We start from the raw sequence: 14,496 nt of genomic DNA, 5'->3' as shown, positions 1-14,496 counted from the left end.
ATGAGAGGCATTCGTGGTGCTATCACCGTTGGTGAAAACAAAAAAGAAGAAATATGGCAGGCTGCCAGAATTTTGTTGTCGCAGATTTTGCGCCGGAATAAAGTGCAGGCAGAGGACATTGGAGCAGTTATTTTTTCTGCTACGGATGACCTTACGGCCGCATTTCCTTCTACGGGAGCCCGCCAACTTCCGGGCTTTGATTTGGTTCCGTTATTTGATACGCGCCAGTGTGCGATTGATGAATCGATGGACCATTGCATCCGCGTTTTGTTATTGGTGGATACCGAGCGCAAGCAGTCAGAAATTCAGCATGTCTATATGGGACGTGCCCAGGAATTGCGCCCCGATTTGCGCAATTTCTGATATTTTAGCCGGCAATTGTCAAACAATGAAACTGTATATAATCGTTTCTTACGACGCGATAAAAGAAATTTATGAAAATACGCAAGAATACTGTACATTTACCGAGGAATCTAGTAGAATGAAGTTTGTGATATAATACAAATCTTTCATAGGATAAGGAGAGATATACCTTGAGTAACATTGATACGACGTGTGTTAATGCCATTCGTGTTTTGGCAGCAGATGCAATCCAGAAGGCTAATTCCGGTCATCCGGGGCTGCCCCTTGGCAGCGCTGCCATGGCTTATGAGCTGTGGGCTAAACACATGAAGCACAATGGCAAGAACCCGAAATGGGCAAATCGTGATCGCTTTGTTCTTTCGGGAGGCCATGGTTCCTCGCTGCTGTATTCGTTGCTTCATTTCTTTGGCTATGGCTTGACGCTGGATGATATGAAACAGTTCCGTCAGGATGGTTCGCTGACGCCGGGACATCCGGAGTATGGTCATACGGTTGGCGTTGAAGCTACGACTGGTCCGCTGGGCGCTGGTATGGGTATGGCTGTTGGTATGGCAATGGCTGAAGCACATCTGGCTGCTGAATTCAATCGTCCGGGTTATGAAGTCGTTGACCATTACACCTTCGCTCTGGGTGGCGATGGCTGCATGATGGAAGGTATTTCCTCCGAGGCCTTCTCGCTGGCCGGTACTCTGGGCCTGTCCAAACTGATTGTCCTTTATGATTCCAACAAAATCTCCATTGAGGGTGATACGGACATCGCATTTACGGAGAATGTTCAGGCTCGTATGGCTTCCTTTGGCTTCCAGACGATTACGGTTGAAGATGGTAATGACCTCGAAGCTATTGGCAAGGCTATTGAAGCTGCTAAGGCAGATAAAGAACATCCGTCCTTCATCACGGTTAAGACGCAGATCGGCTACGGTTGCCCGGCTAAACAGGGTAAAGCTAGTGCCCATGGCGAACCGCTGGGTGAGGAAAACGTAAAGGCCCTCAAGGAAAATCTTGGTTGGCCGGAACCGGAGAAGACCTTCAACATTCCGCAGGAAGTTTATGCTCATTATGAAGAACTCGCAGCCCAGGGGGCAGCTGAGGAAGAGAAATGGAATAAGCTCTTTGCTGAGTATTGCGAGAAGTTCCCGGAAGAAAAGGCTCGTTGGGAGAAATTCCATGCGCCGGTTGATGCCGATAAGCTGATGAATGATGAAGCATTCTGGGCTTATGAGGATAAAGCACAGGCAACTCGCAACCTTTCCGGTGTTATGATCAATCGCATCAAGGATATGGTTCCGCAGCTAATCGGCGGCAGTGCTGACCTGGCACCGTCCAACAAGACGATGATGAATGGCGAGAGCGATTTCAGCAAAGACAACTATGCTGGCCGCAATCTGCACTTCGGTATCCGTGAGCTGGCTATGGCTGCTATGGCTAACGGTATTACGCTGCACGGTGGTCTCCGCACCTATGTCGCTACGTTCTTCGTATTCAGCGATTACACGAAGCCGATGATGCGTCTGGCTTCGCTCATGAATATTCCGGTTACCTATGTTCTGACCCATGACAGCATCGGTGTTGGCGAAGATGGCCCGACCCATGAGCCGATTGAGCAGCTGGCTATGCTCCGCGCTATGCCGAACCTCAACGTATTCCGTCCGGCTGATGCAACGGAGACGGCAGCTGGCTGGTATCTGGCTATTACGGCTGATAAGACGCCGACGGCTCTGGTACTTACCCGTCAGAACCTGCCGCAGCTGGCTGGTTCCAGCAAAGAGGCACTTAAGGGTGCTTATGTCGTATCCGAGGCAAAGGATGCTGCTAACATGGATGGTATCCTGATGGCTTCCGGTTCGGAAGTCTCGCTGGCTGTTGATGCCCAGGCAGAACTTGCTAAAGAAGGGCTGGATGTCCGCGTCGTTTCTATGCCGTGCCTGGATCTCTTTGAGCAGCAGAGCGATGCTTATAAGGCAAGCGTCCTGCCGAAGAATGTTCGTGCTCGTGTATCGGTTGAGGCACTTTCGGACTTTGGCTGGGGCAAATATGTAGGCCTCGATGGTGCATCGATCTGCATGGAAGGCTTCGGCGCTTCTGCTCCGGGACCACTGCTCTTCAAGAAATTTGGTTTCACGGTTGAGCATGTTGTTGAAGTTGCCAAGAAGGTTATTTCGGATAACAAATAAATTATTATAATTTTAGCAACCCCGGTTGAGATGAAAAATCCATCTCAACCGGGGGTTTGTATATGAATCGCGGACATTTTCTGGAATGAAAAAATTTTTTCAGCATTACGATACGCTAGGTGACGTGTGCACATGAATCTTTATAAATAAAGTGTTGACAAGCATTTTGGCGGGTGCTAATATATAGAAGTGCCTGATTTGAGCGCATGATTTAGTGATACAGGGGAGTGAAAACAATGACACTGGATACACTGAAAAGTGCCAATCGGGTGATTGGTATCAAACAGGCTACCAAAGCTGTGAAACGTGGAAATGTCCAGACGGTTTATGTTGCGGATGATGCAGATGACCGGGTAATCGAACCGTTGAAGGCCCTTTGCCAGGAAAGTGAAATTCCGGTAGGCCATGCGGAGACGATGAAGGAGCTTGGACAGGCGTGTGGCATCGAAGTCGGTGCTGCGGCGGTGGCAGTCCTGAAGTAAGGTTCTAGTATATTTGTTAAAAACTTCAAAGCTTGCTTTGGAGTTTTAATAAATAATAAATTCTCAATATGAAGGAAGGAGGTGCATGTATGCCTACTATCAATCAGTTAGTTCGTAAGAGCAGAAAGAGCATGCAGGAGAAGTCCAAAGCACCAGCACTCAAGAATTGCCCGCAGAAACGTGGCGTTTGCACGCGTGTATACACGTCTACGCCGAAGAAACCGAACTCGGCACTGCGTAAGGTAGCTCGTGTTCGTTTGACGAACAGCATCGAGGTTACCGCATACATCCCGGGCATTGGTCATAATCTTCAGGAGCATAGTGTTGTTCTGATCCGCGGCGGTCGTGTTAAGGACCTGCCAGGTGTTCGTTACCACATCATTCGTGGTTCTCTCGATACTGCCGGTGTGCAGGATCGTGGTCAGGGCCGTTCGAAGTACGGTGCGAAACGCGCGAAAAAGAAATAATACAGCTTCGTAAATGAAGACTATGATAAGGAGGTAAATCAATGCCAAGAAAAGGTTCCGTACCTAAGCGTGACGTACTGCCGGATCCGGTGTACCACAGCAAAACGGTTACGAAATTCATCAACAAAGTAATGCTTTCTGGTAAGAAGAGCGTTGCTGAGCGCGTTGTATACGATGCGTTCGAAACGATCCGTGCTAAAACGGGCAAGGATCCACTGGAAGTTTTTGAGACTGCTCTCAAAAATGTTATGCCGGTCCTCGAGGTACGCGCACGTCGCGTCGGTGGTGCTAACTACCAGGTTCCGGTTGAGGTTCGTCCGGACCGTCGTATGACGCTCGGCATTCGCTGGATCGTCAACTACGCACGTCTCCGCGGTGAAAAAACCATGGATGAGCGCCTCTCGGGCGAGCTCATGGATGCCGCAAACAACACGGGCGCAGCTATTAAAAAGAAAGAAGATACGCACAAGATGGCAGAGGCCAACAAGGCTTTCGCTCACTATCGTTGGTAATCCTTTCTTATAATTATTAAGGAGCGATATTAAAAGTGGCAAGAGAGTATTCCCTTGAAAAAACTCGTAATATCGGTATCATGGCTCACATCGATGCCGGTAAAACGACTACTACTGAGCGTATCCTCTTCTACACGGGTGTAAACCACAAAATCGGTGAGGTTCATGAAGGCGCTGCTACCATGGACTGGATGGTTCAGGAGCAGGAACGTGGTATCACGATTACGTCTGCTGCAACGACCTGTCACTGGAAAGATCATCGTATCAACATTATTGATACGCCGGGTCACGTGGATTTCACGGTAGAGGTTGAGCGTTCCTTGCGTGTCCTTGATGGCACGGTTGCAGTTCTGACTGCACGTGGTGGCGTTGAGCCGCAGACTGAGACCGTATGGCGTCAGGCTGAGCGCTATCATGTTCCGCGCATGGCGTATGTCAACAAAATGGACATCACCGGCGCAAACTTCTTCAACGTTATCGATATGATGCATGAACGTCTGCAGGCTAACGCTGTAGCAATTCAGCTGCCAATCGGTGCTGAAGATACGTTCGAAGGCATCATCGACCTGGTCAAGATGGAAGCAATCGTATATGAGGATGACCTCGGTAAGGTCGCTGATGAGATTGCTATCCCGGACGACATGAAGGATCAGGCTGATGAGTATCGTGAAAAGCTCCTCGAAGCACTTTCCGAACTCGATGACGAATTCATGGAGAAATACCTCGGTGGCGAAGAGATTTCGGAAGAAGAGATCAAAAAGGTTATCCGTAAGGGCACCCTCGCTGGTGAACTTGTTCCGGTAACCTGCGGTACTTCTTACCGTAACAAGGGCGTTCAGCCGTTGCTCGATGCTATCGTTGATTATATGCCGGCTCCGACGGATATCCCGCCGATCGCTGGTGTAAATCCGGATACTGGTGCAGAAGACCATCGCCCGTCTAGCGACAGCGAGCCGTTCTCCGCACTGGCATTCAAAATCATGACTGACCCGTATGTCGGTAAACTGGCATTCTTCCGTGTATACTCCGGTGTACTCGATGCTGGTTCCTACGTATTCAACTCGACGAAGGGTAAGAAAGAGCGTATTGGCCGTATCCTCCAGATGCATGCCAACAACCGTAAGGAAATCGATAAGGTTTACTCCGGTGACATCGCTGCTGCTGTCGGTCTGAAAGACACGACGACGGGCGACACGCTCTGCGACGAGAACGCACCGATTATCCTCGAGTCCATGGAGTTCCCGGATCCGGTTATCTCCGTTGCTGTTGAACCGGCAACGAAGAACGACCAGGAGAAGATGGGCGTTGCTCTCCAGAAACTCGCTGAAGAGGATCCGACGTTCCGCGTTCGTACGGATCAGGAAACTGGCCAGACGATCATCTCTGGTATGGGTGAGCTTCATCTTCAGATTATCGTTGACCGTATGCTCCGCGAGTTCCATGTTGACTGCAAAGTCGGTGAGCCGCAGGTTGCATATCGTGAGACGATCCGCAACACGGTTAAGGCTGAAGGTAAGTTCGTTCGTCAGTCCGGTGGTCATGGTCAGTATGGTCATTGCTGGCTCGAACTCATTCCGCAGGAGCCGGGCGAAGGCTTCAGCTTCGAAAACAAGGTCGTTGGTGGTGCTATTCCGAAGGAATTCATCAACCCGATCGAAGCCGGCGTAAAGCAGGCTATGGAAGCTGGTGTTGTCGCTGGTTATCCGATGGTCGACATCAAGGCTATCGTATTCGATGGTTCTTACCACGAGGTCGACTCCTCTGAGGCAGCATTTAAAGTTGCTGGTTCCATGGCATTCAAGAACGGTTGCGAAAAGGCTAACCCGGTTCTCCTTGAGCCGTATGTTAAAGTCGAAGTTGTCGTTCCGGAAGAGTACATGGGCGATGTAATCGGTGACTTGAACTCTCGCCGTGGCCGTATCGATGGTATGGAAGCGCGCAATGGTGCTCAGGTCATCAACGGATTTGTTCCGCTTTCCGAAATGTTCGGTTATTCGACGGATCTCCGTTCCAAAACTCAGGGCCGAGGGAACTACAGCATGGAAGTAGCTTACTATGATGAAGTTCCTAAAAATATAGCCGAAAAGGTTATTGCTAAAAACAAAGGCGAATAAGGGAGGAAAATTTTACAATGGCTAAAGAAAAGTTTGAAAGAACTAAACCGCATGTTAACATCGGCACCATTGGTCACGTTGACCATGGCAAGACGACGCTGACGGCTGCTATCACGAAAGTTCTGTCCGAGACGGAAGGCTGCAAGGCTGCATTCGAGGACTACGCTGATATCGATAAGGCTCCGGAAGAGCGTGAGCGCGGTATCACCATCAACACGGCACACGTTGAGTATGAGACGGAAAAACGTCACTATGCACACGTTGACTGCCCGGGCCATGCTGACTATGTCAAGAACATGATCACTGGTGCTGCTCAGATGGATGGTGCTATCCTCGTTGTTTCCGCTGCTGATGGCCCGATGCCGCAGACTCGTGAGCACATCCTGCTCGCTCGTCAGGTCGGTGTTCCGGCAATCGTTGTCTTCCTGAACAAAGTTGACCAGGTTGACGATGAAGAGCTCCTCGAGCTCGTTGAGATGGAAGTTCGTGAGCTGCTCTCCAGCTACGATTTCCCGGGCGATGACATCCCTGTTGTTGCAGGTTCCGCTCTGAAAGCTCTCGAAGGCGATGCTGACATGAAAGCTAAGATCGTTGAGCTCATGAACGCTGTTGATGAGTACATCCCGACTCCGACTCGTGACACGGATAAACCGTTCCTGATGCCGGTCGAGGACGTCTTCACGATCACTGGCCGTGGTACGGTTGCTACGGGCCGTGTTGAGCGTGGTGAGCTGAAACTGAACGATACGGTTGAGATCGTTGGTCTTCAGGATGAGCCGAAACAGACGGTTGTTACGGGTATCGAGATGTTCCGTAAGATGCTCGATAGCGCTGTTGCTGGTGATAACATCGGTGCTCTGCTCCGTGGTATCGACCGCAAAGAGATCGAGCGCGGCCAGGTTCTGGCTAAGCCGGGCACGATCAACCCGCACACGAAGTTCAAAGCTCAGGTTTATGTCCTGACGAAAGAAGAGGGCGGCCGTCATACTCCGTTCTTCACGAACTATCGTCCGCAGTTCTACTTCCGTACGACGGACGTTACGGGTGTTGTTTCCCTGCCGGCTGGCACGGAGATGGTTATGCCTGGCGATAACGTCGAGATGGACGTTGAGCTCATCACCCCGATCGCTATCGAGAAGGGTCTGCGTTTCGCTATCCGCGAAGGTGGTCACACGGTTGGTGCTGGCCGCGTAACGGAAGTTGAAGGCTAATTTCCAAGTCAATTAAACCAATAGGTAAGAGCGGCGCTCGCGTCGCTCTTATTTAAAGGTTTAAAATAATATGGTACCCCCCAATGCGATGACGTGGCAGATGGCTCGGCATTGTCCGAGGGAACTGTTACGGAGAAATGTTTGGGCCGAGAGTCCGGACGATAAGGAGGAAAAACAATTGTCTAAGAATCAAAAGATTAGAATCCGTTTGAAGGCTTATGATCATAAAGCCCTCGATCAGAGCGCAGTAAAGATTGTGGATACTGCAAAGAAGACTGGTGCAATGGTATCTGGTCCGATTCCACTCCCGACGGAGAAGAATATCTACACGATTTTGCGTTCCCCGCATGTCAATAAGGATTCCCGCGAGCAGTTCGAGATGAGAACTCATAAGCGTCTTATCGACATCCTGCAGCCGACGAACAAGACGGTAGATGCGCTGATGCGCCTTGACCTTCCGGCTGGTGTAGACATCGAAATCAAATTATAATCCGAGGAGGTGGAATGAATGTCTAAAGCAATTTTAGGTAGAAAACTGGGCATGACTCAGATCTTCACGGAAGAGGGCAAAGTTGTTCCTGTTACGGTTGTTGAGTCTGGTAACAACATCGTTATCCAGAACAAGACGGTCGAAAATGACGGTTACAATGCTGTTCAGCTTGGCTTCGGTGAAGTTAAGGAATTTAAAGTAAATAAACCAATGAAGGGTCATTTCGCTAAAGCTGGTGTTAAACCGGTAAAATTCATCCGCGAGATGCGTCTTCAGGATCCTTCTGAATATAAAGTCGGTGATTCCATCGGCGTTGACATATTTAGTGCTGGAGAATTAGTCGATGTTACGGGTACTTCCAAAGGTAAAGGTTTTGCCGGCGGTATCAAACGTCACAACTTCGCCCGTGGTCCTATGGGACATGGTTCCAAATCCCACCGCGAGCCGGGTTCCACTGGCGCAATGATCAGTGGTCCTGGTGGACGCGTGCTCAAAGGCAAGAAACTGCCGGGCCGCATGGGTGGCGAGCGTGTTACGGTTCAGCGCCTCACGGTTGTCCGTGTTGATGCAGACCGCAACCTGATTCTCATCAAGGGTGCTATTCCGGGCCCGAAGAAGAGCTTCGTTGTGATCAAAAATACCGTTAAACCGGGCAAAAACTAATTGGAAGGAGGATAACCTAAATTATGGCTAATGTAGCAGTTTATGACATCACCAACAAAAAAGTTGGCGATATCGAATTGAATGACAGCATCTTCAGCGTAGAGATGAACGCAGGTCTTCTGCATCAGGCTGTTGTAATGCAGCTCGCAGCACAGCGCCTCGGCACTCATGCTACGAAGACGAGAAGCTTCGTCCGTGGCGGTGGCCGCAAACCTTGGAAGCAGAAAGGTACTGGTCGTGCACGTGCTGGTTCGACGCGCAGCCCGCTGTGGGTAGGTGGCGGCACGGTCTTTGGACCGCATCCGCGTAAGTACGCTTTCACGATGCCGCGTAAACAGCGTCGTCTCGCTATCAAATGCGCACTTTCCGATAAAGTTAAGAGCGGTGAGCTCGTAGTTCTCGACAGCCTCAACTTTGATGCTCCGAAAACGAGCCAGGTCGTCAAAATGCTTGGCGATTTCAGCGTTGACTCCAAAGCACTCCTCATCACTTGCGATGAAGCTGAGAATGTAGAGAAGTCCGCACGCAACATTCCGGGTGTAAAAGCTATCAACACGATGGGCCTGAATGTCTTTGATATCCTGAATCATGACAAACTGTTCATCACGAAGGATGCCATCACCCGTATCGAGGAGGTATTCGCATAATGGAAGCACGTGATATCCTGATCCGTCCGCTGATCACTGAGAGAACGACTCAGCTCATGGCTGAGGGCAAATACGTCTTCGTTGTTGCGAAAGCAGCCAACAAGATCGAGATTGCTAAAGCTGTTGCTGAAATCTTCAACGTTAAAGTTGAAAAAGTCAACACAGTCAATGTACTGGGTAAAACGAAACGCATGGGCCGTACGATGGGCAAGCGTTCTGACTATAAAAAAGCTATCGTTAAACTCGCTGCTGGCGAAAGCATTGAGTTCTTCGAAGCATAATTGAGAAAAGGAGGTACATTTAAGTGGCAGTAAAGAGTTTTAAACCATATTCTGCAGGCCGTCGCTTCATGACCGTTGCTTCGTTCGACGAAATCACGGCAAGCAAGCCTGAGAAATCCCTGACTGAGCGCCTGACGAAAAAAGGCGGCCGTAACCAGCAGGGTAAACTGACCGTTCGCCATCAGGGTGGCGGCCACAAACGCCTTTATCGCGTGATCGACTTCAAACGCAATAAGGACGGTATCCCGGCTCGCGTCGCTACCATCGAGTACGACCCGAACCGCAGCGCACGCATCGCTCTCCTCAACTATGTTGATGGTGAGAAGCGCTACATCCTCGCACCGAATGGTCTCAAGGTTGGTGACAAGGTTGTTTCCGGTCCGGAATCCGATATCAAAGTCGGTAACGCTCTTCCGCTGAAGAACATTCCGGTTGGTACTACCATCCATAACATTGAGCTTAAGATTGGCAAGGGTGCTCAGCTCGTTCGTAGTGCTGGTACTTCTGCTCAGCTCATGGCAAAGGAAGGCGACTATGCACTCCTTCGTATGCCGTCTGGCGAGCTTCGTAAGGTTCACATCAATTGCCGTGCAACGATCGGTGAAGTTGGTAACCACGAGCATGAGAACATCACGATTGGTAAAGCAGGCCGTAACCGTTGGCTGGGCGTTCGTCCGGAGAACCGTGGTACTGCAATGAACCCGAATGACCATCCGCATGGTGGTGGTGAGGGTCGTTCCCCAGTCGGCCGCAAGAACCCTGTTACGAAGTGGGGCAAATGCGCTATGGGTGCCAAGACTCGTCGCAAGAAAGCTTCGGATCGTCTCATCGTCAAAGGACGTACGAAATAATCATAGAAATCGACAGGCTGCTTGAAGCCGCCTGACGAAAGGAGGAGACACTTTGTCAAGATCTATTAAAAAGGGACCTTACGTTGCAGAAAGCCTCATGAAGAAAATCGAGGCTCTCAACGAAGCTAACGATAAAAAAGTTGTAAAGACCTGGTCGAGAAGCTCCACGATTTTCCCTGATTTCGTCGGTCACACGATTGCCGTTCATGACGGCCGTAAACATGTACCGGTTTACATCACGGAAGATATGGTTGGTCATAAACTCGGCGAATTCGCACCGACCCGTACGTTCAAGGGTCATGCTGGCGAAGAGAGAAAGACCGGACTTAGATAATTTTGCGAAAGGAGAATCCTTGTGGAATCTAAAGCAGTAGCTAAATTTGTTCGCATCACTCCGCGCAAAGTTCGTATCGTCCTGGATCTTATCCGTGGCAAGAACGTTGCAGAGGCATTTGCGATCCTTAAATTCACGCCGAAAGCTGGCGCTGATGTAGTAGAGAAGGTTCTGCGTTCCGCTGTTGCAAACGCTGAGAACAATTTTGATATGGACGTTGACAAGCTGTTTATCAAAACGGCTTTCGCTGACCAGGGTCCGACGCTCAAACGTATCCATCCGCGTTCCCGTGGACAGGCTTTCAAGATTTTGAAGCGCACGTCCCATGTAACCATCGTCGTCGACGAGAAGAACTAATAAGGAGGGAAACGGATTGGGTCAGAAAGTAAATCCGCATGGTATTCGTCTTGGCATCGTCAAGACTTGGGATGCTAAGTGGTATGCAGATAAAGATTTTGCAGCAAACCTGCATGAAGATATTAAAATCCGTGACTATCTGAAGCAGAGCCTTCAGGCAGCCGGTGTGTCCAGAATCGAGACGGAGCGCAGCAAAAACCGTCTTAAGCTGACGATCCATACTGCTAAACCGGGTATGGTAATCGGCCGCGGTGGTTCGGGCATTGAGCAGATCAAAGAAGGTCTGAAAAAATACACGGAAAAACGTGTTGACATCAACATTGCTGAAATCAAACAGCCGGATATGGACGCAACGCTTGTTGCTGAGAACATCGCTCAGCAGCTGGAGCGCCGCATCGCTTTCCGCCGCGCAATGAAGCAGGCCGTTGGCCGCACGATGCGTCTCGGCGCAAAGGGCATCAAGGTCGCTCTGGGTGGCCGTCTCGGCGGTGCAGAAATTGCCCGCAAGGAATCCTACCGCGAAGGCAGCATTCCTCTTCACACGCTGCGTGCTGATATCGATTATGGTACGGCAACGGCTCATACGACTTACGGCGATATCGGCGTAAAAGTATGGATCTTCAAGGGTGAAGTTCTTCCGGAAAGAAAGCAGCGCAAGGCTGTAGCTGAAGGGAGCGAAGCTTAATGTTATTACCAAAGAGAGTAAAATATCGCAAACAGTTCCGTGGCCGTATGAAGGGTAAAGCTCATCGCGGCAACACGGTTAGCCATGGTGAGTATGGTCTGGTCGCTCTTGAGCCGGCTTGGATCACGAACCGCCAGATTGAGGCTGCTCGTATCGCTATGACCCGCTACATCAAACGTGGCGGTCAGGTTTGGATTAAAATCTTCCCGGATAAGCCGGTAACGGCTAAACCGGCTGAGACCCGCATGGGTTCCGGTAAAGGTTCGCCGGAGTACTGGGTTGCAGTTGTTAAGCCGGGCCGCGTCCTCTTTGAGATGGACGGTGTATCCCGTGAAGTTGCACAGGAAGCTATGCGTCTTGCAGGCCACAAACTGCCGATCAAGACGAAGTTCGTTGTTAAAGAAGACACTAAAGCAGAGGGCGGTGAAGTAAATGAAGGTTAATGAGATTCGTGAGATGAGTGCTGACGAGCTTAACCAGAAACTTGCTTCGCTCAAAGAGGAACTGTTCAACCTCCGTTTCCAGCTCGCTACTGGCCAGCTTGAGAACCCGATGCGTATCAAAGAAGTAAAGAAGACGATCGCTCGTATTAAGACGATCCAGCGCGAGACTGAGCTCAAGGCTTAATCGCAAACTGATATGCAGAAGGAAGGAGGCTCCCTAATGAGCGAAAGAAACGTACGTAAAGTAAGAATCGGTAAAGTCATTTCCGATAAAATGGATAAAACGGTTGTCGTTGCTATCGAGGAACTCGAGCAGCACAAACTGTACAAAAAACCGGTAAAGAGAACGGTTAAGTTCCATGCCCATGATGAGAAAAACGATGCTCATGTTGGCGATAAGGTTTCCCTGATGGAAACGCGCCCGCTGTCCAAGACGAAACGTTGGAGAGTTGTCGAAGTAATCGAGAGAGCTAAATAATCCAAAAATATCGAAGAAGGAGGTCAAACAATGATCCAACAGCAAACTATCCTGAATGTTGGCGATAACACTGGTGCAAAAGAAATCATGTGCATCCGTGTTCTTGGCGGTTCTTATCGCAAATACGCTAACATTGGTGATGTAATCGTAGCTGCAGTCAAATCGGCTGCACCGGGCGGCACGGTCAAGAAGGGCGATGTCGTTAAAGCAGTTGTAGTTCGCAGCGTAAAAGGCCTGCGTCGTACGGATGGCTCTTACATTCGTTTCGATGAGAACGCAGCCGTTATCATCAAAGACGATAAGACTCCGAAAGGCACGCGTATTTTCGGACCGGTAGCTAGAGAGCTTCGCGATAAAGACTTCATGAAGATCGTATCTCTGGCTCCTGAAGTACTTTAATTGTGAGGAGGTGCGATTTTGGCATTCGTTAAATTGAACGTAAAGAAGGGCGACACGGTCGTTGTGCTGTCCGGTAAAGATAAAGGCAAACAGGGCAAAGTCGTTACGGCTATGCCGAAAAAAGGTAAGGTTGTTGTCGAGGGCGTCAACAAAGTAAAACGTCACACGAAACCGAACCAGAAAGCTCCGCAGGGTGGTATCCTCGTAAAAGAGGCTCCGATGCATGCTTGCAAAGTTATGCTCGTTTGCCCGGCTTGCTCCAAAGCAACGCGCGTTGCTCACAAAGAAGTAAATGGTAAGATGGTTCGCGCCTGCAAGAAATGCGGCGAAGTTATCGACCAGACGAAATAATCAGGAAAGGAGGAGCATAAGTGGATAGATTACAGGAAAAATACCAGAATGAAGTTTGCAAGGCTATGACTGAGAAATTCGGTTACAAAAACGTCATGCAGCTTCCGAAAATCGAGAAAGTCATCATCAACATGGGTGTTGGCGAAGCTGTCGGCAATCCGAAAGCTCTGGATTCTGCTGTTGGTGATCTGACGATCATCTCTGGTCAGAAACCGCTGCTGACTCGTGCGAAGAAATCCCTCGCAGCTTGGAAGCTTCGTGAAGGCATGCCAATCGGCTGCAAAGTTACGCTGCGCGGCACGCGTATGTATCAGTTCCTCGATAAGTTCATGAACGTTGCACTTCCGCGTGTTCGTGACTTCCGTGGCGTAAGCGACAAGGCATTCGATGGCCGCGGCAACTACGCTATCGGCCTCAAAGAGCAGCTGATTTTCCCGGAAATCGAGTACGATAAAATCGACAAGATCCGTGGCATGAACATTGTTATCGTTACGACGGCACAGACGGATGAAGAAGCCAGAGAGCTCCTGAAACTCATGGGTATGCCGTTCAGTGCATAAGGAGGTAAGGAAATTTGGCTAAGAAGTCTATGGTAGAAAAGTGGAGCAAAGAGCCGAAATTCTCCACGCGCGCTTATAATCGCTGCAAAATCTGCGGCCGTCCGCACGGCTACATGCGTAAATTCGACATGTGCCGTATCTGCTTCCGTGAGCAGAGCTACAAAGGCGCTATTCCTGGCGTAACCAAAGCCAGCTGGTAATTATTTAAAGATAAAAGGAGGATATCGATTCAATGGCAATGACTGATCCTATTGCAGATATGCTGACTCGTTTGCGCAATGCAAACAATGTATTCCACGAGAGTGTTGAAATCCCGGGTTCCAAAGTCAAGACCGCTATCGCAGAGGTCCTGAAGGAAGAGGGTTTCATCAATGACTACACCTTCACTGAGGACAACAAACAGGGTGTTATCACTGTTTCCCTCAAATACGGCCCGAACCGTGAGAAGGTTATTTCCGGTATCAAACGCATCTCGAAGCCTGGTCTTCGTCAGTATGCTAAACACGATGAGCTCCCGCGTGTTCTCGGCGGCCTCGGCATCGCTATCATTTCCACGTCCAAGGGAATCATGAGCGACAAGCAGGCTCGTAAAGCTGGTCTCGGCGGCGAAGTCGTTGCATACGTTTGGTAATCG

23 protein-coding genes are annotated in these 14,496 nt (G+C 49.8%); all 23 read left to right on the top strand.

All coding sequences use genetic code 11. The features are described 5' to 3' along the window. The 23 genes from aroH (at window position 1) to rpsH (ending at window position 14,493) form a co-directional block, all read left to right on the top strand. Window positions 1-363, top strand: a complete 363-nt coding sequence (aroH, locus tag BLQ36_RS00820; RefSeq protein ID WP_033169672.1) for a chorismate mutase — start codon at window positions 1-3, stop codon at window positions 361-363. A gap of 170 nt (window positions 364-533) precedes the next feature. Further along, entirely contained in the window at window positions 534-2,537 is a 2,004-nt protein-coding gene (gene tkt / locus BLQ36_RS00815; protein WP_074513532.1) for a transketolase, read from the top strand. A 236-nt stretch (window positions 2,538-2,773) separates the two neighbouring features. Then, window positions 2,774-3,019: a ribosomal L7Ae/L30e/S12e/Gadd45 family protein gene (locus BLQ36_RS00810; protein ID WP_074513531.1), complete on the top strand. Its 246-nt coding sequence runs from the start codon at window positions 2,774-2,776 to the stop codon at window positions 3,017-3,019. 89 nt (window positions 3,020-3,108) lie between these two features. Continuing rightward, window positions 3,109-3,486 (top strand): 30S ribosomal protein S12, encoded by a 378-nt coding sequence (gene rpsL, locus BLQ36_RS00805; protein WP_021771527.1) that lies wholly within the window; start codon window positions 3,109-3,111, stop codon window positions 3,484-3,486. Window positions 3,487-3,527: 41 nt separating this feature from the next. Further along, entirely contained in the window at window positions 3,528-3,998 is a 471-nt protein-coding gene (gene rpsG / locus BLQ36_RS00800) for a 30S ribosomal protein S7 (protein ID WP_005842089.1), read from the top strand. Window positions 3,999-4,033: 35 nt separating this feature from the next. Beyond that, entirely contained in the window at window positions 4,034-6,112 is a 2,079-nt protein-coding gene (gene fusA, locus BLQ36_RS00795; RefSeq protein WP_074513530.1) for an elongation factor G, read from the top strand. Between the two features lie 17 nt (window positions 6,113-6,129). Beyond that, on the top strand, window positions 6,130-7,323 hold the full coding sequence (gene tuf / locus BLQ36_RS00790; protein ID WP_074513529.1) for an elongation factor Tu: 1,194 nt from the start codon (window positions 6,130-6,132) through the stop codon (window positions 7,321-7,323). Window positions 7,324-7,501: 178 nt separating this feature from the next. Further along, window positions 7,502-7,813: a 30S ribosomal protein S10 gene (gene rpsJ, locus BLQ36_RS00785; protein WP_014423834.1), complete on the top strand. Its 312-nt coding sequence runs from the start codon at window positions 7,502-7,504 to the stop codon at window positions 7,811-7,813. A gap of 18 nt (window positions 7,814-7,831) precedes the next feature. After that, complete coding sequence (gene rplC / locus BLQ36_RS00780) at window positions 7,832-8,476, top strand: 50S ribosomal protein L3 (protein ID WP_033169667.1); 645 nt, start codon at window positions 7,832-7,834, stop codon at window positions 8,474-8,476. A gap of 23 nt (window positions 8,477-8,499) precedes the next feature. Beyond that, window positions 8,500-9,123, top strand: a complete 624-nt coding sequence (gene rplD, locus BLQ36_RS00775) for a 50S ribosomal protein L4 (RefSeq protein ID WP_033169666.1) — start codon at window positions 8,500-8,502, stop codon at window positions 9,121-9,123. Next, on the top strand, window positions 9,123-9,404 hold the full coding sequence (gene rplW, locus BLQ36_RS00770; RefSeq protein ID WP_033169665.1) for a 50S ribosomal protein L23: 282 nt from the start codon (window positions 9,123-9,125) through the stop codon (window positions 9,402-9,404). The genes rplD and rplW overlap by 1 nt, the downstream gene beginning before the upstream one ends. Before the next feature lie 23 nt (window positions 9,405-9,427). After that, window positions 9,428-10,255, top strand: coding sequence for a 50S ribosomal protein L2 (rplB, locus tag BLQ36_RS00765; RefSeq protein ID WP_033169664.1), 828 nt, complete (start codon window positions 9,428-9,430; stop codon window positions 10,253-10,255). Window positions 10,256-10,307: 52 nt separating this feature from the next. Continuing rightward, a complete protein-coding gene (gene rpsS / locus BLQ36_RS00760; RefSeq protein WP_033169663.1) occupies window positions 10,308-10,589 on the top strand; it encodes a 30S ribosomal protein S19 in 282 nt (93 codons plus the stop codon). A 21-nt stretch (window positions 10,590-10,610) separates the two neighbouring features. Beyond that, entirely contained in the window at window positions 10,611-10,946 is a 336-nt protein-coding gene (gene rplV / locus BLQ36_RS00755; protein WP_033169662.1) for a 50S ribosomal protein L22, read from the top strand. Window positions 10,947-10,962: 16 nt separating this feature from the next. After that, on the top strand, window positions 10,963-11,631 hold the full coding sequence (gene rpsC / locus BLQ36_RS00750; RefSeq protein WP_033169661.1) for a 30S ribosomal protein S3: 669 nt from the start codon (window positions 10,963-10,965) through the stop codon (window positions 11,629-11,631). Next, a complete protein-coding gene (gene rplP / locus BLQ36_RS00745) occupies window positions 11,631-12,074 on the top strand; it encodes a 50S ribosomal protein L16 (RefSeq protein ID WP_033169660.1) in 444 nt (147 codons plus the stop codon). Before rpsC ends, rplP begins: the two co-directional genes overlap by 1 nt. Further along, window positions 12,064-12,258: a 50S ribosomal protein L29 gene (gene rpmC / locus BLQ36_RS00740; protein ID WP_033169659.1), complete on the top strand. Its 195-nt coding sequence runs from the start codon at window positions 12,064-12,066 to the stop codon at window positions 12,256-12,258. Before rplP ends, rpmC begins: the two co-directional genes overlap by 11 nt. Before the next feature lie 36 nt (window positions 12,259-12,294). Continuing rightward, the gene (gene rpsQ / locus BLQ36_RS00735; protein ID WP_033169658.1) at window positions 12,295-12,552 is read left to right on the top strand and encodes a 30S ribosomal protein S17; all 258 of its coding nucleotides are present in this window, start codon (window positions 12,295-12,297) and stop codon (window positions 12,550-12,552) included. Between the two features lie 30 nt (window positions 12,553-12,582). Beyond that, window positions 12,583-12,951 carry a 50S ribosomal protein L14 gene (gene rplN, locus BLQ36_RS00730; RefSeq protein WP_033169657.1) on the top strand — a complete coding sequence of 123 codons (369 nt, stop codon included), beginning with the start codon at window positions 12,583-12,585 and terminating at the stop codon, window positions 12,949-12,951. A gap of 18 nt (window positions 12,952-12,969) precedes the next feature. Continuing rightward, window positions 12,970-13,302 (top strand): 50S ribosomal protein L24, encoded by a 333-nt coding sequence (rplX, locus tag BLQ36_RS00725; protein ID WP_033169656.1) that lies wholly within the window; start codon window positions 12,970-12,972, stop codon window positions 13,300-13,302. Between the two features lie 20 nt (window positions 13,303-13,322). After that, window positions 13,323-13,862, top strand: a complete 540-nt coding sequence (rplE, locus tag BLQ36_RS00720; protein WP_033169655.1) for a 50S ribosomal protein L5 — start codon at window positions 13,323-13,325, stop codon at window positions 13,860-13,862. A 14-nt stretch (window positions 13,863-13,876) separates the two neighbouring features. Next, entirely contained in the window at window positions 13,877-14,062 is a 186-nt protein-coding gene (locus BLQ36_RS00715) for a type Z 30S ribosomal protein S14 (protein WP_033169654.1), read from the top strand. Between the two features lie 32 nt (window positions 14,063-14,094). Beyond that, complete coding sequence (gene rpsH, locus BLQ36_RS00710) at window positions 14,095-14,493, top strand: 30S ribosomal protein S8 (protein ID WP_033169653.1); 399 nt, start codon at window positions 14,095-14,097, stop codon at window positions 14,491-14,493. Window positions 14,494-14,496 lie beyond the last annotated feature (3 nt).

Source organism: Selenomonas sp. WCT3, assembly GCA_900100835.1.
Taxonomy (GTDB): Bacteria; Bacillota; Negativicutes; order Selenomonadales; family Selenomonadaceae; genus Selenomonas_A; species Selenomonas_A ruminantium_E.
The sequence above is the reverse complement of the archived record's forward strand: the minus strand, read 5'-3'. Positions and strand labels throughout refer to the sequence as shown.